Origin of the sequence: Sphingomonas sp. ID1715, assembly GCF_013044515.1 — a bacterium.
Taxonomy (GTDB): Bacteria; Pseudomonadota; Alphaproteobacteria; order Sphingomonadales; family Sphingomonadaceae; genus Sphingomonas_B.
Map to the genome: position 1 here is coordinate 163,101 of NZ_JABEPR010000001.1, position 21,066 is coordinate 184,166.

Annotated in this window: 27 protein-coding genes and 1 other RNA gene; 9 read left to right on the top strand and 19 right to left on the bottom strand. The window is 65.3% G+C overall.

Annotated elements, in window-relative coordinates:
• Window positions 1-1,014 carry a L,D-transpeptidase family protein gene (locus HJG53_RS00805; protein ID WP_368039474.1) on the bottom strand — a complete coding sequence of 338 codons (1,014 nt, stop codon included), beginning with the start codon at window positions 1,012-1,014 and terminating at the stop codon, window positions 1-3.
• Between the two features lie 153 nt (window positions 1,015-1,167).
• Between HJG53_RS00805 and HJG53_RS00810 the strand changes: the two genes are divergently transcribed.
• On the top strand, window positions 1,168-1,347 hold the full coding sequence (locus tag HJG53_RS00810; RefSeq protein ID WP_171127347.1) for a hypothetical protein: 180 nt from the start codon (window positions 1,168-1,170) through the stop codon (window positions 1,345-1,347).
• Here HJG53_RS00810 and thiE read toward each other — a convergent pair.
• Window positions 1,344-2,006 carry a thiamine phosphate synthase gene (thiE, locus tag HJG53_RS00815; RefSeq protein WP_171127348.1) on the bottom strand — a complete coding sequence of 221 codons (663 nt, stop codon included), beginning with the start codon at window positions 2,004-2,006 and terminating at the stop codon, window positions 1,344-1,346. The two genes, HJG53_RS00810 and thiE, sit on opposite strands and share 4 nt — an antisense overlap.
• Here thiE and HJG53_RS00820 point away from each other — a divergent pair.
• The gene (locus HJG53_RS00820) at window positions 1,991-2,749 is read left to right on the top strand and encodes a DUF72 domain-containing protein (RefSeq protein WP_254447458.1); all 759 of its coding nucleotides are present in this window, start codon (window positions 1,991-1,993) and stop codon (window positions 2,747-2,749) included. The genes thiE and HJG53_RS00820 overlap by 16 nt on opposite strands.
• Here the strand turns inward: HJG53_RS00820 and HJG53_RS00825 are convergent.
• From HJG53_RS00825 to tkt, 6 genes are all read right to left on the bottom strand, one after another.
• Window positions 2,735-3,226 carry a hypothetical protein gene (locus HJG53_RS00825; RefSeq protein ID WP_171127349.1) on the bottom strand — a complete coding sequence of 164 codons (492 nt, stop codon included), beginning with the start codon at window positions 3,224-3,226 and terminating at the stop codon, window positions 2,735-2,737. The genes HJG53_RS00820 and HJG53_RS00825 overlap by 15 nt on opposite strands.
• Window positions 3,227-3,228: 2 nt before the next feature.
• The gene (locus HJG53_RS00830; RefSeq protein ID WP_171127350.1) at window positions 3,229-4,134 is read right to left on the bottom strand and encodes a fructose bisphosphate aldolase; all 906 of its coding nucleotides are present in this window, start codon (window positions 4,132-4,134) and stop codon (window positions 3,229-3,231) included.
• 69 nt (window positions 4,135-4,203) lie between these two features.
• Window positions 4,204-5,385, bottom strand: coding sequence for a phosphoglycerate kinase (gene pgk / locus HJG53_RS00835; protein ID WP_171127351.1), 1,182 nt, complete (start codon window positions 5,383-5,385; stop codon window positions 4,204-4,206).
• A complete protein-coding gene (locus HJG53_RS00840; RefSeq protein WP_368039475.1) occupies window positions 5,382-5,897 on the bottom strand; it encodes an MOSC domain-containing protein in 516 nt (171 codons plus the stop codon). Before HJG53_RS00840 ends, pgk begins: the two co-directional genes overlap by 4 nt.
• Window positions 5,840-6,847, bottom strand: a complete 1,008-nt coding sequence (gene gap / locus HJG53_RS00845; RefSeq protein WP_171127352.1) for a type I glyceraldehyde-3-phosphate dehydrogenase — start codon at window positions 6,845-6,847, stop codon at window positions 5,840-5,842. Before gap ends, HJG53_RS00840 begins: the two co-directional genes overlap by 58 nt.
• Before the next feature lie 9 nt (window positions 6,848-6,856).
• Window positions 6,857-8,824: a transketolase gene (tkt, locus tag HJG53_RS00850; protein WP_171127353.1), complete on the bottom strand. Its 1,968-nt coding sequence runs from the start codon at window positions 8,822-8,824 to the stop codon at window positions 6,857-6,859.
• A gap of 140 nt (window positions 8,825-8,964) precedes the next feature.
• On the opposite strand from tkt, the gene HJG53_RS00855 reads away from it, so the two are divergent.
• The 3 genes from HJG53_RS00855 to ssrS all read left to right on the top strand — a co-directional run bounded on the left by HJG53_RS00855 (window position 8,965) and on the right by ssrS (window position 9,668).
• Complete coding sequence (locus HJG53_RS00855; RefSeq protein WP_171127354.1) at window positions 8,965-9,156, top strand: hypothetical protein; 192 nt, start codon at window positions 8,965-8,967, stop codon at window positions 9,154-9,156.
• A gap of 21 nt (window positions 9,157-9,177) precedes the next feature.
• Window positions 9,178-9,501 carry a cell division protein ZapA gene (locus HJG53_RS00860; protein WP_171127355.1) on the top strand — a complete coding sequence of 108 codons (324 nt, stop codon included), beginning with the start codon at window positions 9,178-9,180 and terminating at the stop codon, window positions 9,499-9,501.
• Between the two features lie 11 nt (window positions 9,502-9,512).
• A non-coding RNA gene (gene ssrS / locus HJG53_RS00865) (6S RNA) lies at window positions 9,513-9,668 on the top strand.
• 4 nt (window positions 9,669-9,672) lie between these two features.
• Here ssrS and HJG53_RS00870 read toward each other — a convergent pair.
• The 7 genes from HJG53_RS00870 to HJG53_RS00900 are packed head-to-tail and all read right to left on the bottom strand — an operon-like array spanning window position 9,673 to window position 14,852.
• A complete protein-coding gene (locus tag HJG53_RS00870) occupies window positions 9,673-10,425 on the bottom strand; it encodes an SPOR domain-containing protein (RefSeq protein ID WP_171127356.1) in 753 nt (250 codons plus the stop codon).
• A gap of 51 nt (window positions 10,426-10,476) precedes the next feature.
• Window positions 10,477-10,746, bottom strand: a complete 270-nt coding sequence (locus tag HJG53_RS00875; RefSeq protein ID WP_171127357.1) for a DUF1294 domain-containing protein — start codon at window positions 10,744-10,746, stop codon at window positions 10,477-10,479.
• 42 nt (window positions 10,747-10,788) lie between these two features.
• Window positions 10,789-11,529, bottom strand: coding sequence for a 3-oxoacyl-[acyl-carrier-protein] reductase (gene fabG, locus HJG53_RS00880; protein WP_171127358.1), 741 nt, complete (start codon window positions 11,527-11,529; stop codon window positions 10,789-10,791).
• Between the two features lie 4 nt (window positions 11,530-11,533).
• The gene (locus HJG53_RS00885) at window positions 11,534-11,959 is read right to left on the bottom strand and encodes a GxxExxY protein (protein WP_171127359.1); all 426 of its coding nucleotides are present in this window, start codon (window positions 11,957-11,959) and stop codon (window positions 11,534-11,536) included.
• A gap of 39 nt (window positions 11,960-11,998) precedes the next feature.
• On the bottom strand, window positions 11,999-12,931 hold the full coding sequence (fabD, locus tag HJG53_RS00890; RefSeq protein ID WP_171127360.1) for an ACP S-malonyltransferase: 933 nt from the start codon (window positions 12,929-12,931) through the stop codon (window positions 11,999-12,001).
• A gap of 37 nt (window positions 12,932-12,968) precedes the next feature.
• The gene (locus HJG53_RS00895; RefSeq protein ID WP_171127361.1) at window positions 12,969-14,153 is read right to left on the bottom strand and encodes an aromatic ring-hydroxylating dioxygenase subunit alpha; all 1,185 of its coding nucleotides are present in this window, start codon (window positions 14,151-14,153) and stop codon (window positions 12,969-12,971) included.
• A 51-nt stretch (window positions 14,154-14,204) separates the two neighbouring features.
• Window positions 14,205-14,852 (bottom strand): hypothetical protein, encoded by a 648-nt coding sequence (locus HJG53_RS00900; protein WP_217352555.1) that lies wholly within the window; start codon window positions 14,850-14,852, stop codon window positions 14,205-14,207.
• A gap of 208 nt (window positions 14,853-15,060) precedes the next feature.
• On the opposite strand from HJG53_RS00900, the gene HJG53_RS00905 reads away from it, so the two are divergent.
• Window positions 15,061-16,806 carry an amidohydrolase family protein gene (locus HJG53_RS00905; RefSeq protein ID WP_171127363.1) on the top strand — a complete coding sequence of 582 codons (1,746 nt, stop codon included), beginning with the start codon at window positions 15,061-15,063 and terminating at the stop codon, window positions 16,804-16,806.
• A 15-nt stretch (window positions 16,807-16,821) separates the two neighbouring features.
• Here the strand turns inward: HJG53_RS00905 and HJG53_RS18470 are convergent, their stop codons facing one another.
• On the bottom strand, window positions 16,822-17,547 hold the full coding sequence (locus HJG53_RS18470; protein ID WP_368039476.1) for a PEPxxWA-CTERM sorting domain-containing protein: 726 nt from the start codon (window positions 17,545-17,547) through the stop codon (window positions 16,822-16,824).
• 185 nt (window positions 17,548-17,732) lie between these two features.
• Window positions 17,733-18,899, bottom strand: a complete 1,167-nt coding sequence (gene uvsE / locus HJG53_RS00915) for a UV DNA damage repair endonuclease UvsE (RefSeq protein ID WP_171127364.1) — start codon at window positions 18,897-18,899, stop codon at window positions 17,733-17,735.
• A gap of 166 nt (window positions 18,900-19,065) precedes the next feature.
• Here uvsE and rpsF point away from each other — a divergent pair, with 166 nt between their 5' ends.
• The 3 genes from rpsF to rplI are packed head-to-tail and all read left to right on the top strand — an operon-like array spanning window position 19,066 to window position 20,313.
• On the top strand, window positions 19,066-19,473 hold the full coding sequence (rpsF, locus tag HJG53_RS00920) for a 30S ribosomal protein S6 (RefSeq protein WP_171127365.1): 408 nt from the start codon (window positions 19,066-19,068) through the stop codon (window positions 19,471-19,473).
• Between the two features lie 3 nt (window positions 19,474-19,476).
• Complete coding sequence (gene rpsR / locus HJG53_RS00925; protein ID WP_171127366.1) at window positions 19,477-19,701, top strand: 30S ribosomal protein S18; 225 nt, start codon at window positions 19,477-19,479, stop codon at window positions 19,699-19,701.
• 12 nt (window positions 19,702-19,713) lie between these two features.
• Window positions 19,714-20,313 carry a 50S ribosomal protein L9 gene (gene rplI / locus HJG53_RS00930; RefSeq protein ID WP_171127367.1) on the top strand — a complete coding sequence of 200 codons (600 nt, stop codon included), beginning with the start codon at window positions 19,714-19,716 and terminating at the stop codon, window positions 20,311-20,313.
• A 170-nt stretch (window positions 20,314-20,483) separates the two neighbouring features.
• Here the strand turns inward: rplI and HJG53_RS00935 are convergent, their stop codons facing one another.
• Entirely contained in the window at window positions 20,484-20,864 is a 381-nt protein-coding gene (locus HJG53_RS00935) for a DUF1318 domain-containing protein (RefSeq protein ID WP_171127368.1), read from the bottom strand.
• A complete protein-coding gene (locus tag HJG53_RS00940) occupies window positions 20,861-21,037 on the bottom strand; it encodes a YnbE family lipoprotein (protein WP_171127369.1) in 177 nt (58 codons plus the stop codon). The genes HJG53_RS00935 and HJG53_RS00940 overlap by 4 nt, the downstream gene beginning before the upstream one ends.
• Window positions 21,038-21,066 lie beyond the last annotated feature (29 nt).

The following is a 21,066-nucleotide window of genomic DNA, read 5'->3' on the forward strand; positions in this document are numbered from 1 at the left end:
TCACTCCTGAAATACGGCCGGCGTACCCGGCTTCACCATCAGCGACAAGCGCGCGACGTCCCAGTTGGTCATGCGGATACAGCCATGGCTTTCCGACCGCCCGATCGTCTGCGGCTCCGGCGTGCCGTGGATGCCATAATGTTCCTTGGTCAGGTCCATCCAGATCACGCCGACCGGACCGTTCGGGCCGGCGGGGAGCATCTGGTCGGTCTGGCCCGCCTTCGCATCCCAGAACAGGTCGGGGTTGAAGTGGAATTTCGGGTTGTAGGAATGGGCGGTGATCTTCCACTTGCCGATCGGCAGCGGATCATGTTCCGATCCCATCGTCACCGGGAACTGGCCGACCAGCCGCTCGCCGGCGAACACGCGCAAGACGCCGTCCGATTTGTCGACGACGATCCGGTCGCCCGTTGGCTGGCGCGGGTCCACGTTCAGGCTCGACAAGGTGCGCTGCCAGCCGGCGTCCTTCACCCCGCCATAGTCGCGGGACGACGGCATGATGTTCGGCACAACGATCGGCTGCCCGACCCTGAGCGGTGTTTCGGGGCTGTTCAGCGCCACCAGTGTGGTCGGACTGGTGTGGAAGCGTTCGGCGATCTTTTCGAGTGCCGTGCGGTAGCAGAGGCATGGGAGCTTCGCTTGCTGGGCGGGTTCCTTCGGCATGGGGTTGAGGAAGGGACCCGACACGTCCTCGCGCGCGACGGCCACGGTGATGGTCGGCCGATTGGCGCGATAGGGATAGAGCGTGCGCAGCGTCGGCTGGTCGATCTTGCCGCTCGGCTTCAGCCCGTGCCGCTCCTGGAAGCCGCGCAGGGCGAGCCGCAGCGACTCCCCTTCCCGGCCGTCGATCACGCCCGGCGAAAAGCCGAGCCGGTCGAGGATCACCTGCACATGCATGATCGTCCGGTCCGGGCCTGCCGAGGCGGCGCGTGGCGATTGAGTTTCCTTTGGCGCCTGCGCCCCAAGCGAGGCTGCGACGCTCCCGGCGACCACTATCATCAAGACCTTACGCACGCACTGCACCTCCACGATTGATCCAGGTCAAACGCGAGGTGCGGCCAATCTTTCCCGGGTGCAGCTTTGTCGCCGGTCACAGCTGGTTCGTCGCTTCTGTGCAATACGACTCGGCAGGATCGGCGTATCGGCCCCGCCACAGGAGTTGATCACGTGCGTAGCGTTGCCAATGATGACAAGACGATCGCGCCAGCCGCAGGCCGGTTCGGCATCGCGCGTGCCGACGTCATGGAGTTGCGCATCTATCGCCCGGCCGGCTGCCCGAGCGCCGAACAGTTCGCCGCCCGCTTCCACGTCGCCAACGATCCCGGTCGGCGGCCGAGCGTCGCCTAACCGAGCAGCGCGGCGAACCGCCTGACCGCCTCGGCTTCGCCCTCGGCGGCGTTCCACACTCCGCCGCACACCGCCAGGAAGTCAGCGCCGGCATCGATCAGCGGCTGCGCATTGTCCGGCGTGATGCCGCCGATGGCGACGCAGGGGATCTCGAAGATCGTCGTCCACCAACCCAGGATCGCCGGTTCGGGATGGTGCCGTACCTCTTTGGTGCTGGTCGGATAGAAGCTGCCAAAGGCGACATAATCGGCGCCCGCTTCCCCGGCCTCCATCGCGAGATGCTTGCTGTCATGGCACGTCACGCCGATCTGCGCCGCCGGCCCGAGCACCCGCCGAGCCTCGCGCGGGTCGCCATCCTCCTGTCCAAGATGCACGCCGTCCGCGCCGATCCGCTTGGCCAGGCTGATCGAGTCATTGACGATGAAGGCGACATCCCGCTCGCGGCAGATCGCCAGCAGCGGCTCGGCGAGCGCCGCCGCCTGGTGCTGGTCCACGCCCTTCACCCTGAATTGGAAGGCCGCCACCGGCCCGGCGTCCAACGCGCGCTTCAGCCGCTCGGGAAAGTCGCCGGTCACGTCCGTTGGGGAGATCAGATAGAGTTGGCACGGCCCCCGCTCCTCGTCGCGAGAGAACAGTTCGGCGAATGACTCGTTGGGCATCGATGATCCGTATCGGCTGCTCCGGCTGGAACTACCGGCATTGGCGCGGGGCATTCTATCCCGAGGGTCTGCCCGTCAAGCGCTGGTTCGATCACTATGCAGCGCATTTCGACACGGTTGAGGTGAATGCGAGCTTCTATCGACTGCCTGAAGCCGCCACCTTCGCCAAATGGCGCGACCAGGCGCCGCCTGGCTTCCGCTATGCAGTGAAGGCGCCGCGCTTCATCACCCACATGCGCAAGCTCAAGGACTGCGATGACAGCATGGCCGAGTTTCTCGGCCGTGCCCGACACCTCGGCGAAACTCTCGGGCCCATTCTCTACCAGCTCCCGCCGCGGTGGCGCTTCGATCGCGAGCGGCTGGAGCGCTTCCTCCATCTGCTGCCGACGGACCTCACCCATGTCTTCGAGTTTCGCGAACCGAGCTGGCTGGAACCGGAGGTGCTGGCTCTGCTCGACAGCCACGACGCCGGCTTCTGCGCTCACGACATGCAAGGCCTCTCGACCGAGCGAGCGGCCACGGGCGCTGTGGCCTATGTCCGCTTCCACGGCGCCGGCGGCAAATATTGGGGCCGCTACGAACAGGAGACCCTGACCGGCTGGGCCGACTGGCTCCGGGATCAGCAGGCCAAAGGCCGCTCCGCCTGGGCCTATTTCAACAACGACATCCACGCCGACGCGGTCGCCGACGCCAAGGCGCTGCAGTCCTTGCTAGGGACTTCAACTCCCTCACTTCGCTGTTGATTGGCTTTGTGCAGCAAGCGCGGCGCGAAACGCGGCCGGATCGTCCAGCCGGTGCGCAACGGCAGTCACGAGTCCTTTTCGGCCAGTCACCGGTTCCATGAGGTCGATCCAGACGTTCGGATAGGCGATCAGCGCGAGGTTCGCGACATCGCGCTGCTTTAGCTGATCCCGCGTCCACGCGTCACGCAGCCGGGCGATCACCTCGATGGGGATGCGGAGCTCCCGAAGCGTGCCGACCCGCATGACCAGCATGGCACCTTCGATCATGACCGGCAGGCGGCGAAAGGAGAGGATCAGCCGCACCATCCATGCCATGCCAGCCAGGGTGAGTAGCGAGACGATCGCCGCCACCCACGGCTTCCAGAGCGCCAGCAGGAAATGCAGCACCAGCAGCTCGAGGCTGGATAGCGCGACCAGCACCCACATCATCGGAGCGACGCTGCGGTGATAGTCGAACCGCAGCGCCTCCCCCGCCATGGTCAGGCGTCGACCAAAGTCTTCCGCGTCGAGGCCCGGTGGATCTCGTCGATCGCTCCGCCGAGCGATGCGCCGAACTCATCGTCGCTCATCTGGTGGCGCAGGTCTTCGAGCAGGGCGCGGCTGAAGCTGGCGATCATGCCCCGATTCTTCGCCAGCTCGGCGCAGGCTTCCGGCCGGGCATAGCCACCCGAGAGGGCGACGACCCGCAGCACTCGCGGATGATCGACGAGCGCGTCGAACAGACCGGCCTCGGCCGGGATCGACAGCTTCAGCATCACCTTGTCGCTGCCCGGCATCGCGTCGAGCGCCTTCAGCAGCTCGTCGCGCAGGATGCGGTCGGCGTCGGCCCGTTCCGGGCTCTTGATGTTCACTTCCGGCTCGATGATCGGCACCAGCCCGTGCGCCAGCACCTGCGCGCCGACTTCGAACTGTTGCTGGACGATTGCCGCGATGCCCTGCGCATCGGCAAGGTTGATGACGGACCGTTCCTTGGTGCCGAACACGCCCAGACCCTTGGCGCGGGTGAGCAACTGATCGAGCTCCGGCATCGGTTTCATCAGCTGGACGCCGTCCGCTTCCGCCTCCAGACCCTTGTCGATCTTGATAAAGGGCACCACGCCCTTCTCGATCAGCGCCTGGGGAACGGGCTTGCCTTCCACCTGCCCGTCCATGGTGCGCTCGAACAGGATCGCGCCGATGACCTTGTCGCCGTTGAAACAACCGGCCTTGATGATCCGGCTGCGCATATCGTGGATCAGCGCGAACATCTCTTCGTCGCTGCTCCACGCGCCTTCCTCGATGCCATAGCCCTTGAGCGCCTTGGGCGTGGACCCGCCGCTCTGGTCCAGTGCGGCGATGAAGCCGTTCCCCGCAGCGATCTTCGCAGTCATTTCGGCCGTGTTCATGATATCCCCTGAGATGTGATTTTGCTTCGCGCTAGAGCCGCGCGCCGGATTGCACAACGTATCGGATGCTTAACGGTTCAGCGCCGCGACGCCCGGCAGTTCCTTCCCTTCCATCCACTCCAGGAATGCGCCGCCCGCCGTCGACACGAAGGTGAAGTCGTCGGCCACGCCCGCCTGGTTCAGCGCCGCGACCGTGTCGCCGCCGCCGGCGACGGACACGAGCGAGCCTTCGCGGGTCAGCGCCGCCGCCGTCCGCGCGAGGCTGACGGTCGCCGCGTCGAAAGGCGCCGTCTCGAACGCGCCGAGCGGGCCGTTCCAGACGAGCGTCCGGCAGGTCTTGAGCACATCGGCCAGCGCCTCGGTCGCGGCCGGGCCGACATCGAGAATCATCTCATCCGCCCCCACCTCGTGCACGTTGACGATGCGCGTCGGCGGGTTGGGCCTGAACTCGGTTGCGACCACCACGTCATAGGGCAGGTGCACGGTGCAGTTGGCCCGGTCGGCAGCTTCCAGGATCTGCTCGGCGGTGCCGGTCAGGTCATGCTCGCATAGCGACTTGCCGACATTCACCCCGCGCGCGGCGAGGAAGGTGTTGGCCATGCCGCCGCCGATGATCAGGTGATCGACCTTGGTGACGAGGTGCGTCAGCACGTCCAGCTTGGTCGAGACCTTGGCGCCGCCGACCACCGCTGCGACCGGATGCTCCGGGTTGCCCAGCGCTTTCCCAAGTGCCGCAAGCTCCGCCTCCATCTGCCGCCCGGCAAAGGCGGGCAGCCTGTGCGCCAGCCCCTCGGTCGAAGCATGCGCCCGGTGAGCAGCGGAGAAGGCATCGTTGACGTACAGATCGCCGAGGGCAGCGAAGCGGTCGATCACCGCGGGATCATTCTTCTCTTCGCCGCCGAAGAAGCGCGTATTCTCGAGTAGCGCCACATCGCCCGGCTGCAGCGCCGCCACCGCCTTCGGACCATTCTCCCAATCGATATATTGTACCGGCCGGCCGAGCACCGCCTCAAACGGCTTGGTCACGAGCGCGGTCGAAAACTCTGGCGAGGGCACTTTGGGACGGCCGATATGGGCAAGCACCAGCACGATCGCACCCTTGTCAGAGAGTTCGGCGACGGTGGGCACCGCCGCGCGCAGGCGCGTATCGTCGGTCACCTTGGCTTCGCTCAAGGGCACGTTCAGATCCTCGCGGACCAGCACGCGCTTGCCCCGGATGTCGCCCATATCGTCGAGCGTCTTGTAGGTCATTCCTCACCTTCGATGATGATCGGGTCGCCGACCCGGATTTCGCCGTCGCTCAGCACGCGGCCGAGCACGCCGCCGCGCCAGTCCGGCTTCAGCGCATCCATCAGCCCGGACGCAACCTGCTCCATGCGGATGCAGGGATCGCATTCCATGGTCGTCTCGATCCGCGCGGTCCCGCCGATGCGGATCACGGCGCCGCTGCGCTGCGGCAGGTCCAGGCCGTCGACCAATAGATTGGCACGCCGCTCCTGCCAGGGCACCTCGGCCCCGATTTCACCGAGCGCCGCCTGCCAGTCGCCAAGCTCCATCAGCGACACCTGGCGCTTGTTCTTGCCGTTCTTGACGATCCCGCGCGCGTCGCCCGTCACGCCCATAGCGGTCGAGAGGAAGGCCCGCTCGATCACTTCCATGGGCGCGCCGGGATACGCCTTGCGCGCTATGCCTCTGAGCGTGCCGGTCAGCCGAGCCTCGCCATCGCGGTCGCCGTATCGACCATGCGGTTCGAAAAGCCCCATTCATTGTCGTACCAGCTGACGACGCGGACCAGCTTGCCATCGATCACGGCAGTCTCGAGGCTGTCGACCGTCGACGAAGCCGGCGTGTGCATCAGGTCGATCGAGACGAGCGGCTCGTCGGTATAGTCGAGCACGCCCTTGAGCGCGCCTTCCGACGCCGCCTTGAGCAGCTGATTGACTTCTTCCTTGCTGGTGTCGCGCTTCGGCGTGAAGGTCAGGTCGACAAGGCTCACGTCCGGCACCGGCACGCGGATGGCCGAACCGTCCAGCTTGCCCTTGAGCTCCGGAAGCACCTCGCCAACGGCACGCGCGGCGCCCGTCGTCGTCGGGATCATCGACATGCCAGCGGCACGCGCGCGGCGCAGGTCGGAATGGATCTGATCGAGGATCTTCTGGTCGTTGGTGTAGGCGTGGACCGTCGTCATCAGCCCGCGTTCGATGCCGATCGCATCGTTCAGCACCTTGGCGACGGGTGCGAGACAGTTGGTGGTGCAGGACGCGTTGGAGACGATCGTGTGCCCCGCCTCCAGCTTGTCGTGGTTGACGCCATAAACGACGGTCAGGTCGACGCCCTTGCCGGGTGCCGAGATCAGCACCTTCTTCGCGCCCGCGGCAATGTGCTTCTCGCACGACGCACGGTCGGTGAAAAAGCCTGTGCATTCGAGCACCAGATCGACGGCATTGTCCTTGTGCGGCAGGTTGGCCGGGTCCTTCTCGGCGGTCACGCGAATGCGCTTGCCGTCGATGATCAGGTCATTGCCGTCGGCACTCACCTCGCCCGGATATTTGCCATGCACGGAGTCGCGCTTGAACAGCCACGCGTTCGATTTGGCGTCGGCCAAGTCGTTGATCGTGACAAGTTCCAGCTCGTTCCCGCCCCGCTCCAGCATCGCGCGGGCGACGAGGCGGCCGATGCGGCCGAATCCGTTGATGGCAACTCTGACGGTCATGTTTGCTCCTTAAGATTTCAGCGCCGCAAGGATCCTGGGCGCGATCGCGTCGGGGGTGAGCCCGAAATGCCTGTAGAGGTCGGCGGCCGGCGCCGACGCACCGAACCCGTCGATGCCGAAGTTGAGGCCGTCCGCGCCGGTAAACCGCTCCCAGCCCAGTGTCGTTCCGGCCTCGATCGAAACCTTCAGGGCGTCCGGGGGCAGCAGGTCGGCGCGATATTCGGCCGGCTGCGCCTGGAACAGCTCCCAACTGGGCATCGACACCACGTCGGCGCCGATGCCGGCTGCCTCCAGCAGCTCGCGCACGCCGACGGCGATCTCGACCTCGGACCCGGTCGCCATCAGGATCGCCCGCCGCGGCTGCTCCGCCGCACGGAGCCGATACGCACCCTTGCCCGCGAGCATGCCGCCTTCAGCGCGAAGTTGCGGCAGGTTCTGCCGGCTGAGCGCGAGCACCGCCGGTCCCTGTTTGCGGTTCAACGCAAGTGACCAGCACTCGGCCGTCTCGACCGCATCGCAGGGGCGGTAAACATGCAAATTGGGAATCAGCCTCAGGCTGGTCAGATGCTCGATCGGCTGGTGGGTCGGCCCATCTTCACCCAAGCCGATCGAGTCATGGGTGAGCACATAGATGACCCGGACGCGCTGCAGCGCCGACAGGCGGATCGCGTTACGCATATAGTCGGCAAAGACGAGAAACGTGCCGCCATAGGGAATGACGCCGCCATGCAGTGCCATTCCATTCATCGCCGCGGCCATGCCGAACTCGCGAATGCCGTAATAAAGATAGCGACCGGAATAGTCGTCTTTGTTCAGTGGTTTGGTAGCCGCTGTTTTGGTGTTGTTGGAACCGGTCAGGTCCGCCGATCCGCCGATCAGTTCGGGGATCGAGACCGTGAGCGGCTCCAGCGCCATTTCAGAAGCCTTGCGTGTTGCGACCTTCTGCGGCTCGGCAAGCAAGCCCGTCAGATAGGTTTGCCCGGCGGTATCGTCCTGCGGCAGGTCGCCGCGCATGCGCCGCTCGAACTCTGCGCGGTCGGCGTGGTTCGCAAGCCGGGCGGACCAGTCCGCGCGTACGGGCTCACCGCGCTTGCCCGCCTGCAGCCAGGCTTCGCGGATCGCATCCGGGATCACGAACGGCTCGTCGATCCAGCCGAGCGTCTGACGCGCCGCCGCGACCTCGTCCTTGCCGAGCGGCGAGCCATGGGTCTTCGACGTGCCCTGCTTGTTTGGCGCCCCCTTGCCGATAATCGTGCGGCAACCGATCAGCGAGGGGCGCGGCTCGGCCAGCGCCGCGTCGATCGCCCGCCGGATGTCGGCAGGATCATGGCCGTCGCACGCGACGAAATGCCAACCCGATGCTTCGTAGCGGGCACCGATATCCTCGCTGGTGGACAGGTCCGTCCCGCCGTCGATCGTGATGCGATTATCGTCCCAGAAGACGATCAGCCGGCCGAGCCCAAGATGCCCGGCAAGGCCCACCGCCTCGTGGTTGATGCCCTCCTGCAGGCAACCGTCACCGGCAATCACCCAGGTGCGGTGATCGACCAGCTCACCGCCGAATGTCGCATTCAGATGCCGCTCGGCAATCGCCATGCCGACCGCCATCGCAAAGCCCTGGCCCAGCGGCCCGGTCGTGCATTCGATGCCGGGCAGCTCGAAATTTTCCGGGTGACCCGCACAAGGGCTGCCCAGCTGGCGGAAGTTCTTGATGTCTTCTGTCGTCGGCCGAGCATAGCCTGTCAGGTGCAGCAGCGCATAGATCAGCATCGATCCATGGCCCGCGGAAAGTACGAAGCGGTCGCGGTCGGGCCAGCCCGGCTCCGCGGGATCGAACTTCAGATACTCAGTAAACAACACAGTCGCGACATCCGCCATGCCCATCGGCATGCCGGGATGGCCGGAACTCGCCGCCTCGACCGCATCCATGGCCAAGGCGCGGATCGCGTTGGCGAGCTGGTCGTGCGAAACGGTCATGTGCGGTCCCGAGGACGTGGAGGAGAGGACGCATGAGTCGCGTCCGGGCGCCGGTGCTTTGCGACCTTCGCTGCGGTGCGTCAACCGCCGCTGCGGAACCGGCGTTTGCGTCGGCGCTTATCCGTGCTAGTTAATATTCCGTGACAAACGACCGGCTCGCCAAGGCAATCGGACGGCTCGACCAGGCGCTCGCGCGGGTGGAAAGGGCATCGGACCGCGTCGCCGCACGTCCCGATCCCGAATTCGCGAGACTGGTGCAGAGGCATGCGCGATTGCGGGAGCGGGCGCAGGAGGCGATCCGGGCGATCGATCGGCTGACGGGAGCCGCGTGAGCCGGCTCTTACGGGGGGACTATGGCCGAAGTGACGATCGAAGTCGGCGGGCGCCGCTATGACGTAGCCTGCCGCGATGGCGAGGAAGAACAACTCCGGCATCTCGCGCGCCTGCTCGACGAGAAGGCGACACAGGCCCGGTCGGCAGTGGGTAGTGTCAACGAGGCGCGGCAGCTGCTGATCGCCGGCCTGCTGCTCGCCGACGAGTTGCAGGACCTGCGGAACACCGCGCATGCACCGCTTCCGCCCGATGCCGACGCGGCACTGGCCGATGCGGTCGAACAACTCGCCAGTCGGGTGGAAACGCTCGCCGAGCATCTTGAGAGCCGGGCCGTAACTGCCTAGATTGGTCGTGACGGGTACTGCCTGGTGCGAGCCTCAGCATTATCCCTGAGCCGATTACAGATCCTTGGGGGCTGTCCCTGGCCGGGCCCTGGCCCGATCCACATGGTTCCCACCTGACGTTTGGGCGTCAGAGGATATTCCTGGCCAACGGCCTTGGCGGTCCCGTCACCTTCAGCTTTTCGTCCGTACTTCCAGGCAGTCGCGTTTCTGGCGGCGCTGATTGGCGCAAAAGCGCTCGGCTGCGGCACGCGAAGGAAAGCCGGCCAGACGCAGCCGGGTGATCGCGCGATCGGTCCGGAAGCTGGGCTGGAAGCTCCCGGCGAGTCGGGGCCGCAACTCTTGCCATAGACGCCGAGCATTGCCCGGGACGGCAAAGGCGCCAAGCTGCACTTCCCATTCGGACAAGGGCTTTGCCGGCGCGATCTGGGGCGCCTGCACTGTCACCCGAGGAGCAGGTTGCACGGGTACCACGGCCGGCGTCGCCATGATCGCCAGCGCCTCCCTCGCAGCCGGCAAGCCGGAGCGGGCTGCGCGCGTCATCAGCGCTTTGGCCTGGGCCGGGTCCGGCGGCGCGATTTCGCCGGCAAAGTAAATGGTGCCAAGCGCATATTGCGCGCGCGCATCCCCCGCTTGTGCCGCCGCCTTCAGCCACGGGAGCGCGTCCCTGCCCTTACCGTCCTGGAACAGCACGAGTCCGAGTTCGCCGCCGGCCTTCGGGTGGCCGAGCTGTGCCGCCTTTTCCAGCCAGCGCGCCGCTTCGCGCGTATCGAGCGGCGCCTCGTCACCAAGCTTATAGGCGCGCCCCAGAGCAAAGGCCGCTTCGCGATCGCCCGATATGGCGGCCCGCTTCAGCTCCTCCAGCGTCGGCTGCCCCATCGCTGCCGCCATCGCCAAAAGGCTCGCCAACGCAATCTTCAGCGCCATGCCCCTTCCCCGCTGCCCGCAAACATGCCCGGACGGAAGGATGAGCGCAACTCACCCCATTGCGAGCGAAGCAAGGCCGATCGCGAGGCCCGCATGCGCCGAGGCAATCAGCAGCAGGTAGGTGGCAAAAGGCTGTTTGCGGGTCTTGTGACGCAGCAGCCGCTGCCCCAGCACGGCGCCGAACGAGCCGCCGACCAGCGCCAGGCCGAGCAGCTGGCGCTCCGGCGTTCGGCGGCGACCCAGCACCGCGCTCTGCTTGTCATGCCAGAAGGCGCCAAAGGCCCAAAGGTTGAGCAGGGCCAGACTGAGCGCGATCCGCATGGGCAGGAACTAGCGGTCGGAAGCTTCCGCCTCGTTACCGCCTCAGATCATCGCCATACCGCCATTCACATGCAGCGTCTGGCCGGTGACGTAGCTCGCCTCCTTGCTCGCCAGATAGGCCACCGCAGCGCCCACATCGCCACCTTCACCGAGCCGCCCCGCTGGGATCCGGCCAGTCAGCGCTTCCTTCTGCGCGTCCGGTAGCGCGTCCGTCATCGGCGAGGTGATGAAGCCGGGAGCAACGCAGTTCACCGTGATGCCGCGGCTGGCGAGTTCCTGGGCCAGCGCCTTAGACATCGCGGTCAGGGCGCCCTTCGACGCCGCATAATTGGCTTGGCCCGGATTGCCGGTCGTGCCCACCACCGAGGTGATCGAAATGATGCGGCCGAAGCGCGCCTTCATCATCGGCTTGGCGGCGGCACGGCAAAGTCGGAACGCGGCCTCGAGATTGACGCGGATCACCTGATCCCATTCCTCATCCTTCATGCGCAGGATCAGGTTGTCGCGCGTGACACCCGCATTGTTGACGAGAATGTCCAGCTTGCCGCCAAGCGCCTCGACGGCCTGGGGCACCAGCGCATCGACAGCCGCAGGGTCCGATAGGTTGCACGGCAAGATGACCGCCTCGCCACCCACCTGCCCCGCGACGTCGCGCAAAGCTTCCTCACGTGTACCCGACAAGGCCAACCGCGCGCCCTGCGCCGAAAGCGCCTTTGCGATCGCCGACCCAATACCCCCCGACGCCCCAGTCACGAGCGCGGTCATTCCGCTGAGATCGAACATGTTCTTACTCCTGTATTTGGTTCGCGCAGAGACGCGGAGTCGCAGAGGGGCCGTGCTGGTTGATCAATCTGCGGACATTATCCTTGAGCACTGCTCCACCGAAGTTGATAAGCAGCCCCAAAGGCTGGCCCGTCAGTCTAAGATAGGTCAGCAGCTGCTTGGCATGGGCCGCATTCAGTCTTTCGACCGACTTGATTTCGACGAGAAGTCTATTGTCGACAAGCAGGTCGATCCGAAACGCACCCTCAAACCGTAGGCCGTCAAACGCGATGTCGATTGGCCTTTGACGCTCGACGGCATATCCCTTTCGCGCGAGCCAACCGGCAAGCACCGTTTCATACACGCTTTCCAGCAGACCGGGCCCAAGCTCCTGATGCAGCCTGAAGGCTGCATCCACGACGTCCCCGCTTACAAGATTGATGTCTTTCAATCGCCAGGTCCCTCAGCGTCTCTGCGTCTCTGTGCGAACCTAAAGCGATTTTGTGAGCTGCTCCACGTCGTCCATGCTCACGACGCTCAGCGCTTCGGCGTCGGGGACGATGCGCTTGATCATGGGGCCGAGGACCTTGCCGCCGAACTCGACGAAATGGTGGACACCGGCTTCCTGCATGGCGAGTACGCTTTCCCGCCAGCGGACGGTGCCGGTGACCTGATCGACGAGCAGGCGCTTGATCTCGTCGGGTGCTCCCACGGGTGCGGCGGTGACGTTGGCGAAGACGGGGACCAGCGGCGCGCGGAGATCGGCCTTGCCAAGGGCATCCGCCATCGCGTCTGCGGCCGGCTGCATAAGCGGGCAGTGGAACGGCGCGGAGACCGGGAGCGGCATCGCCCGCCCCCCGGCCGACTTGACCAGTTCCGAAGCGCGCTCGATCGCCGCTTTGTGGCCGGAGATGACCACCTGTCCCGGCGCATTGTCGTTGGCCACGGTGCAGACCTCGCCCTGTGCCGCCTGGCCGGCAATGTCGGCGACCTGGTCGAAGTCAAGCTTCAGGATCGCGGCCATCGCCCCTTCGCCGACCGGCACGGCCGCCTGCATCGCCTGCCCACGCAGCTTCAGCAGCCGCGCGGTCGTGGTCAGGTCGATCGCCTCGGCCGCGCACAGCGCCGTATATTCACCGAGCGAATGGCCGGCGACGAAATCCGCCTTGTCGGCGAGGCGAACGCCCCCTTCCCGCTCCAGCACCCGCAGCGTCGCGATCGCATTGGCCATGATCGCCGGCTGGGCATTTTCGGTCAGCGTCAGCGTATCGGCGGGCCCGTCGGCCATCAGCCGGAACAGGTTCTGGCCGAGTGCCTCGTCGACCTCCTGAAACACTTCGCGGGCGACGCCGCTGGCGTCGGCGAGCGCCTGCCCCATGCCGACCGCTTGGCTGCCCTGACCCGGAAAGATGAATGCGCGCATGTCTGACCCCTTGTCGAAGGGGGTGCGGGTAGAAAGGTCAGGTCGCCGATGCAAGCGGCGGACGACGGCTCCAGCCCGGCGCAGGCGGCCGGGGCAAGCGCGCTTCGGGGATCAGCTGCCTAAGCTTGCGTGCGAAGCTGCGCAGGCAGACCTCGCTCTCGCCGAGCGGCCCCGCCACATAGCTGGGCGACACCATGCCGGCCTGCACCCGCTCGATCAGCTTGGTGTCCTCGGCGTTGACCTGCCGGTTGATGCGCCAGTTGAGATAGCGCGCGGCGCGCATCTCGCGCCGCTCGTCGGGCAGTGCATAGCTGATCTCGCGGATGGTGGTGGTCGTCGGCCCCGTCGGCAGGAACTGCATGAAGTCGATCTGGTCCGGGTAGATGTCGAAGGCGACATTCGGCCAAAGCTTGTAGTAGAGCCACAGCCGTTGTTGCGCCTCGGGCAGGTGATCGACGCGTGGCAGCAGGCGCTGATAGGCGCGCTCGCTCGGATTTGCCGACAGTCGGTCGACCAGCAGGCCCGACATGCGGTCGACATGTTCGTTGGCCTCGATCTCATAGGATCGCCCGAACAGACGCGTGAGCCCCGGATGGCCGACCGGGATGTGCAGCCCATCCGAATAATTGTCGGCAATCGTCTTCCAGTTGAGCGCGCGCGGGCGCAGCGTGACGCGTCCGATCGGCTGCAGATCTTCCAGGCGATACGGCGCGATCTCATCCTCATAGGGAGCCATCATCTCGGCCACCGCCGGCGCACCGGGCTCGAGCGTCACGAAGACGAAGCCGCGCCACACCTCCAAGGTGATCGGCACCAGGCCGAGCTTTGCCTGATCGAGACCGGGATATTCGCTCTTCACCGGCACGCCGGTGAGGCGGCCATCGAGGTCATAGGTCCAAGCGTGGTACGGACAGACTAATCTTTTCGCGCAACCGGCCTCGCCATCGACCAGTCGGGAGCCGCGATGGCGGCAGACATTGGCGAAGGCCCGCACCACGCCGTCATCGCCGCGCAAGACGATGACGCTCTCCCCCAGATAGTCGAGACTCCGCCAATCGCCGGGATGGGCGAGCTCGTTGAGGTGGCAGACGACCTGGGGCGCCGCCCTCAGGAACCGCGCCCGCTCCGCCTCGAAGAACTCGGAATCGTGATAGAGCCAGCCGGGAAGCGACAGGTGATCGTCGGGGTCAACGCCGAGCGCGAGATGGGGCGCAGTGCTCATGGGTGTTCTCTACTCCCGACGACGCTCCTCCGAAAGCCTGAGGCAATGCCCTTACCTGGCACCTTTGCGATAATAGCCGCCGCAGACGCGGTTCAGCCCGAACAGATCGCTGCCAGTCCCGAATTTCGCATCGGCAAAGGTCACCGCTTTGGGCGCGACGCTGGTGTTGGGCATCCGCACTTTCATCATTGCCGCGACCGCCACCAGGTCATCTTCCGAAACTGGCGCAAAGGCGGGCGGGGCCACGGTATCGAAGAAATGCACCGCCTCGCTGTTCCGCGACGTGATCCGCCCGGACGTGATGGCGAGCCGTTCAAGCTCCGTAACATGTTTCCTGGCGTCGAAGTCGCCGAGATAGAGCACTTCGCCGGCGCGGACCGTGAACTGACGGCTGCCACCGTTGAAGCACACTGCCCAATAATCCTGCCGCGACAGGCTGCCGAACACATAGGTGCCCGGTTCGACGTCGGACACATAATAGCCATCGTAGAGCAGCTTCGGCTTGGCAGCGATCGAGCGGCCTGCACCGAACAGGCCTTTCATCACGCCCTCTGCCGGGTCGTAAGGGGCGATATGCAGACGATAGGCCGACTGGACCGTGGGCGGTACCGGCAGCTGCGGCGACTTGAAGATAATCGCCGCCATTTTCGATTCCGGCGTGATCGCAATCTTCTCCGCCCTTTGCTCGGCGTTCGTCATGGCGGGAGAAATAAGCACGGCCAGCGCGCATAAGTGACGTGAAAGCTTCATGTTTCCCCTGAACGACGTGTCGGGCTAGCCCGATAGCGCGAGATGATCAACGAAAGGTTCCGGGCCTGGCATCCCTCGGCTCTCCTCCGAGGCAACAGAGAGGGATGGTCGCACGCTGCTGGTGTGATAGCCTCGCGCATATAAAAGGAGAGGACACATGCACGATCTGGTCATTCGCGGCGGCATGGTGGTGGATGGATCGGGCCGGAAGCCGTTCGTCGCGGATGTCGCGATCGATGCCGGACTGATCAGTGCCGTCGGCACGGTGCCTGCGCCGGGGCGCGAAGAGATCGATGCCGCAGGCAAGATCGTCATTCCCGGCTTCGTCGACATTCACACCCATTATGACGGCCAGGCCACGTGGGACGCGGAAATGGCGCCCTCGTCCTGGCATGGCGTCACCACAGTCGTGATGGGCAATTGCGGCGTGGGTTTCGCGCCCGCCGCGCCCGATCGACATCAATGGCTGATCGGCCTGATGGAAGGCGTGGAGGACATCCCCGGCACCGCACTTGCCGAGGGTATGAGCTGGGATTGGGAGAGCTTCCCGGACTATATGACCGCGCTCGAGAAGCTGCCGCGCACCATCGATGTCGGCTGCCACGTCCCGCACGGTGCCGTCCGCGCTTATGTGATGGGTGAGCGGGGTGCGCGCAACGAGGTGCCGACCGAAGTCGAGATCGCCGCGATGTCTCGCATCGTCGAGGAAGGTCTCCGGGCCGGCGCGCTCGGCTTTTCGACCAGCCGCACCGTCATTCACAAGTCAATCGACGGCGAGCTCGTGCCCGGCACCACCGCCACCGCCGAAGAACTGATCGGGATCGGTCGGGCAATGGCGCGAGTCGGCCACGGCGTGTTCGAAATGGCCTCCGACCTGCAGCCAGACTGGAACGAATTTGGCTGGATGGGAGCCTTGTCGAAGGAGACGGGCCTGCCCGTCACCTTCGCCATGCTGCAGTCACCGCTGAAGGCGATGCACTGGACCGAGCAGATGGCGTCCACACGCGGCGCGAACGACAATGGCGCGAATGTGGTCGCGCAAATCTCGCTGCGCGGCACCGGAATCTTGATGAACTGGCGCGGCACGGTCCACCCGTTCCGCATGCGGCCGAGCTGGCAGGCCATCGCCGACCTGCCTTGGCCGGAACAATTTGCCCGGCTGGCTGACCCGGCGTTCAAAAAGCAGTTGCTCGCCGAGCAGAACCTGCCGCCCGAGCATCCCGACATCGCCCCCCTGCTCATGATCGTCACGGGCGGCTGGGGTATGCAGTTCCCGCTGGGGGACGTGCCGAACTATGAGCCGGGGCCGGACCAAAGCATCGCCGCCCTCGCCGCCGCCAGCGGGAAGAGCGCGGCCGAGATCGCGTACGACCTGCTAATGGCCGACAATGGCAACGGCTTCATCTATCTGCCGCTCCTAAACTACGCCGACGGCAATCTGGATTTTGTCCGCGACCTGCTGTTGAACCGCGACGACATCGTCATCTCGCTGTCGGACGGCGGCGCCCATTGCGGCACCATCTGCGACGCCGCCTCGCCGACCTTCCTGCTCCAGCACTGGGTGCGGGATCGGGCGCGGGGCACCATCCCCCTCGAACTCGCCGTCCGCCGACAATGCCGCGACACGGCGCTGCTTTACGGGTTGAACGACCGCGGGCTGCTCCGGCCCGGCTATCTCGCCGACCTGAACGTGATCGACATGGAGGCGCTGGCGCTCGAAAAGCCGTACCTTGCCTGGGATTTGCCCGCGGGCGGCCGCCGCTTGCTCCAAAGGGCGCGCGGCTATGTAGCGACGGTCAAGTCGGGCCAGATCACGTTCCGCAATGGCGAACTGCAGACGGCCCGCCCGGGCAAGGTCATCCGCGGCCCGCAACCCGAACCGCTCGCCATCGCCGCCGAGTAGCGGCAGCGAGGCTCGTCAGGCGATCGCCGCCCGACGGGCCTTGCGGCGCATGGCCCCGCCGACCAAGCCGAAGCCGCCGATCATCATCGCCCAGGTGGCAGGCTCGGGCACAACGGCCAGGCCGTTCAGCTTGAAGCCATCAATCTTGCCGTCGGCGTTCGTCCAGTCGGAACCGATCAGCCAGAGATTGCCCCAATGCTGCTGGGGATTGATATCGCGGGTGCTGTTGCCGGTCGACGAGGTCAGCGACGAATAGGTTCCCGCGAACAGGCCGTTCAGCACGGACACAGTCTTGTCGTTGATCAGCGGCGCGATGTTGCTGTTCCAGGGATTTTGGGTCCAGCCGTATTTGATCGTGGCGTCGCTGTCCTTGGTCCCGCCCAATACGCTGAACGTGTTGAAGGTCGCCGACATCAGCTTCACCGGCGCGTTGAACTGCAACAGGATGAAATCCTTGCGCACGCTATTGTCGATGGTGTGCCGGTTGTCGGCGCCGCCCGCATCGTCGTCGGAAATGACGCCGAGGCCGCCATCATAGACCATCAGCTTGGAGTCGCGGACATATTCGACGCCGCCAACCTTCTCCAGGCTCCACGCGGTCACCCGCACCTGGAACGTGCCGAGTTGGGGCGAGGTGGCGCTGAAGATGCGCGAGTTGCCGTTCGAGATGTTGTTGTTGCTGCCCTGGGTGAAATCGAACACCGCGGGCGCCGGAATGGCGGCCGAGGCTTCGCTGCTCACGGCAGCGGACAAGAATGAAGCTGCAACGGCAGCACCCAAAGCATAGCGACGCATCTGAATCCCCCTGGTGCCATAGTCGCCACTTTGCCCCAGCAGCGACTATTCCGCCGGCCTTATGGCACAACGCTGGCGTTTCGTCATTAACCTTTGCAGTGCGCCTTGTCCCATGCTGGGACAGAGCGAACCTATTCCGCCGCCAATGCCATATCGCCTTCGTCGACATCCGGCTCCGGGTCAGCGCTGACGCCGCGGTCGAGCGCAGCCTCGTCGGCGAACACCTCAGCGGCGTCTTCGGGGAAGATGCCGAACCGCGCCGCCACGTCCGGCGCGTAGCGCAGCAGATCGGGACGCAGCTTGAGGATCGAGATATCCTTGGCCTTGCCTTCCATCATGACGTCGAAGGTGAGCCCTTCGGCCATGCGCATGAAGGTAGCGAACTCGAACGGATTGGTGAAGTCGCTATGTCCGGTCCAGACCGGCGGCAGCAACACCGTCTTAGTCCGCGCCGTCGCCTTGACTGGCGCCTTGGTCACCTCGCCCATCTTCGAACTGCCCCTCCCGGCTTTGGCGGCCGCGCGCTGTTTCGGCGTGATCGCCCGCTTCACCTCTCGCAGCTCGGTCCGGGGCGAGGAGAAGTGGATCTTCGGCCGCACACCCTTGGGCCAAGTGGCGAGGAAGCGCTCCAGAGTGGCGCGCATATCGAGCCGTTCCGGATTGAGGCACCAGAAATGCTGATAGTCGAAGATCAGGCGTACACCGGTGCGTTCGTGAAGCCACAGCACGTCGGCGGCGGAGAAGCGGAGATCGTCATTCTCCAGCACCAGCCGTCGCCGCACATGGTCTGGGCATTGCTCCCACCCCTCGATCCAGCGCGCGCGGCTGGCCTCCCGATCGTCATAGACGCCGCCGACATGCGTCACCATCACCGCCTCGTCGTCGCACTCCATCCGGTCGAGCATTTCCGCCTGTGAGGCGAAGTCCCAGATGCTCTTCCTGGTGAGCGCCGGATCCGGGCTGTTCAGCAGTACATATTGGGACGGGTGGAAGCTCAGCCTTATGTCATAGGCCCGCGCCTTCGCGCCGAAGGCACGCAGTTCGGCATCGCTTTCCGCGACCATGGCATGGAATTGCGGCATTTCAGGATGGGTGGCGTAGGGCGCCAGGTCCGAGGACAGCCGGTACATGTCCAGCCGCTCCGTGTGCAGATAGTCGAGGATCTCGCTAACATGCTCGAGCGAGCATTTGAGATGTGGGCTCTTCTGCCACCGCCGCGTGTCGTTGCTTTTCAGGCCGGGTTTTCCCATCACCTTCACGGGAAAGCCGAGGCGGAGCGGTCGGTTCGGATCGGTCATGCGACGACAACGGCTTGGCTCCGCTTGCGCTCCGCACCATTTTCGTGCATTGGCGCCGGCGCGGGGCGGGAGCGTGTCTCTCCGCCCTGTTTGCATTTGAGACGACAGCCGGAGGGGCGTCCGCACGGGGCGGCGTCAGCGATCGGCCAACATATGAAGGAAGACCATGGCTCTTTACGAGCATGTGTTCCTTGCGCGCCAGGATCTGGCACAGGCGCAAGTGGACCAGCTGGCGGAAGCCGCTACCAAGATCATCGAAGACAATCAGGGCAAGGTGGTGAAGACCGAGACCTGGGGCCTTCGTAACCTCGCCTATCGCATCGCGAAGAACCGCAAGGCGCATTACGTGTCGCTCGACATCGACGCGCCGGCGCCGGCGATTGCCGAGCTGGAGCGCCAGACGGCGATCAACGAAGACGTGATCCGCTATATGACCGTTCGCGTCGATGCGCACGAGCAGGGTCCGTCGGTGATGATGCGCAAGAGCGATCGTGACCGCGGCGAGCGTGGTGAACGTGGCGATCGTGGCGAACGCCGCCCGCGCCGGGACGACCGCGAAGAGATGGGACTTTAAGACATGGCACGCCCCTTTTTCCGCCGCCGCAAGAGCTGCCCCTTCGCCGCGAAGGACGCGCCGCGCATCGATTACAAGGACGTTCGTCTGCTGCAGGGCTTCGTGTCCGAGCGCGGCAAGATCGTCCCCAGCCGCATCACCGCGGTCTCGGCCAAGAAGCAGCGCGAGCTCGCCCAGGCGATCAAGCGTGCGCGGCACCTTGGCCTCCTGCCCTATATCGTGAAGTAAGGAACCGCCCTCATGGACGTTATTCTGCTTGAACGCGTCGAGAAGCTGGGCGGCATCGGCGACGTCGTCTCCGTGAAGCCGGGCTTTGCCCGCAACTTCCTGCTGCCGCGCAAGAAGGCGCTGCGCGCCAACGAAGCCAATCGCAAGGTCTTCGAAGCCAATCGCGCGCAGATCGAGGCGGACAATGCGAACCGCCGCGCCGACGCCGAAAAGGCGTCGAAGAATGTCGACGGCAAGTCGGTGACCCTGATCCGTCAGGCCTCGAACACCGGCCAGCTTTATGGTTCGGTGTCGGTGCGCGACATTGTCGAGGCGCTCGAAGCCGACGGCGTCAAGGTTCAGAAGAACCAGGTCGTGCTCGACAAGCCGATCAAGGCGATCGGGGTGAACACGGTGAAGGTCGCGCTCCACCCGGAAGTGGCCGTGACGATCACGGTCAACGTCGCCCGTTCGCCGGAAGAGGCGGAGCTGCAGGCTCAGGGCGTCGACGTGATGGCGGAGATGTTCGAGAAGGACGCCGCCGGCTTCACCGAAGCGTTCGATCCCAATGCCGAGCCCGGCGACATCGCCGCGGCCACCGCGGCTCCAGAGGGCGACACGGCTTCGGCCTGATCGCCTCCCGCGCAACAGAAAAAATGGGCTCCGTTCTCGGGTGAGAACGGAGCCCTTTTTGTTCAGCCTAGTGCCGCGTCCCTTCTCGTCATCCCCGCGAAAGCGGGACCCAGCATTCTACACTTCACCCTCTGGGTTCCCGCTTTCGCGGGAATGACGAACAAGAGGATTCAGGGACAGTTGCCCGGCTTCGGCGCCGGATCACCCGCCCCACGAACGGCCCAGCCGCCGCCCAGATTATAGGCCTGTCCCACACCGACCCGCTGCAGCGCCTGGCAGGCGGTCGCAGCCGCAATCGCCTCAACCGCGACGCCGCGATCGGTCGCGCGCTGGGTGTAGAGCGCGCGACGCTTGATATTGATCTGCTCGACCTCCGCGCGGACATCGGCACCGACCGAGCCGCGAATACCCAGATAGCCGTCCGCTCGCTCGCCCACCTGCCCTGCCGCCACCGCCGCGCTCACCGCGCCGCCCTGGGCCAGTGCCACGCCGCCCAGGCCAAGCAGCGCCACCGCGCCAAGGCCGATCAGAATCTTGCTGCGCTTCGTCATTTCGGAAACAACTCCGGGTTTTCCTCGATCAGCTGCTGCGCATCCCGCTGCAGCCGCACGAGCACTTCCTGCTTCACATTGACATTCAGGTTAATCTCGATCGGCCGCTCGGGCGCACTGACCTGCACGCATCCGGCCGACACCATGATCGGGAGCAGCCACAAAGCCCTCATGGCCCTTTGGCTCGCACCCCCTGACGCCC